A 1,387-nucleotide genomic window follows, 5' to 3' on the forward strand; every position below is an offset into this window, starting at 1 on the left:
TTCTTTATGAACTCCCAATGCGAGAAATTGGCGGTCAGCTACCTTCATGGCAAGAACTAGAAGAAATTAAAACGTACTGCGCCGAAAATGACATTCATCTCCACATGGATGGCGCAAGACTATGGGAAACCGCAGCTTACTATCAGAAAGAATACCGCGAGATCGCCGCTAGTTTTGATACGACCTATGTTTCACTTTACAAAGGCATCAACGGCATGGGCGGCTCTATGCTGCTTGGCTCAAAGGCGTTCATTGAACTGGCCTCAATGTGGATGAAGCGCCAAGGTGGCAACCTGTATCACAGAACACCTTATGTGGTGTCTGCGGCGATGCAGTTTGATGAAAGGTTGGCACAAATGCCAGCTCTGTTTGAGCGAACAAAGCAGATCTACAAGATCATTAAAGAGTTCCCAACTTTGGCGGTAAGACCAACCCAGCCTCAAGCAAACATGTTGCACCTTATCCTGCCATTTAGCTGCGAAGAGTTGAAAGAACTCCAATACACGTTTGCCACGGAAAAGGGCATTTGGTTTGGTAACCCGCAAGTCACGGCACATCCAAATCAATCGATCATTGAATGGTATGTTGGTGACTACCTGCTCAATCTTGGTGATGACGAATTAAGGTCGTTTTTCAATCAGTTACTCGGTAATAAGGCATAAACTTATCAATATGCGAGCTTACTAACACGCCATACGTGGCACTTCATGTATTCTTAATTGAAGCGAAGAAGAGGATTTATCAATGTCAAAAAGCTCCAAACTTCACAATGAAGACAAACTGGTTAAGAAGGCACTAGAGATTGGTGGGAAGATGGCGAAGCTACAAGGTTTTGACCTTCCTCAGTCACCACAACCTCTAAGAGTAAAAGCGATTTACCTATTCTTGGTCGATGCAAAACAGATCACGCCATTGCCGGAAAGCAAGCTAGACGGCGCAAGCATCAAACACCGACTGGCAGTATGGATACACAGTGCGTTGCCAGACAACGACCCTCTAAAGTAGAAAACCTCAACAAGTCACACAGGTTATTAATTAGCAAGGCGAGCCAAATGGTTCGCCTTGTTTGATCTTGGCGAGAGCACCGAGGTCTTTTTGCGTGGCGGTATCATTGATTTACAAAACAAAATCAAAAGGACTAAAGATAAATCCCGAGAAGCGCTACAATGCAGGTGTTGCGAGAGTGCAACCAAGATTACTCATTTACAGAAGCCTTGAAGTAACCATACATGTCTAAAGATTTCGAATTCACTACAGAATACATACTCGACAAACCTTTCTTTGCTGAGTGTTATGATCAAACTAGCCAGCCAACGAAGTTCCCACAAGCGTACCTAAAAGGGATGCTGTTTCTTATCTTTGGTGTGGTTTTATTGGAGTTTGAACT

At 44.1% G+C, this 1,387-nt stretch carries 2 protein-coding genes and 1 pseudogene; all 3 read left to right on the top strand.

Annotation, left to right across the window (positions count from 1 at the left end; translation table 11 throughout):
- Positions 1-662 (top strand): threonine aldolase family protein (locus tag IQR33_RS33165; RefSeq protein ID WP_228013911.1); only part of this gene is annotated, 662 nt, incomplete at its 5' end.
- 82 nt (positions 663-744) lie between these two features.
- Positions 745-1,005: a DUF5062 family protein gene (locus IQR33_RS15160; RefSeq protein ID WP_005376453.1), complete on the top strand. Its 261-nt coding sequence runs from the start codon at positions 745-747 to the stop codon at positions 1,003-1,005.
- Positions 1,006-1,229: 224 nt separating this feature from the next.
- Positions 1,230-1,387: pseudogene (locus tag IQR33_RS15165) on the top strand (YcxB family protein); the annotation flags it as partial.

The organism is Vibrio sp. OPT46, from assembly GCF_015163535.1.
GTDB lineage: Bacteria > Pseudomonadota > Gammaproteobacteria > Enterobacterales > Vibrionaceae > Vibrio > Vibrio alginolyticus.

Excerpts from the sequence above, each read along its gene's own strand:
- IQR33_RS15160 (WP_005376453.1), top strand. The coding sequence starts at position 745 with ATGTCAAAAAGCTCCAAACTTCACAATGAAGACAAACTGGTTAAGAAG.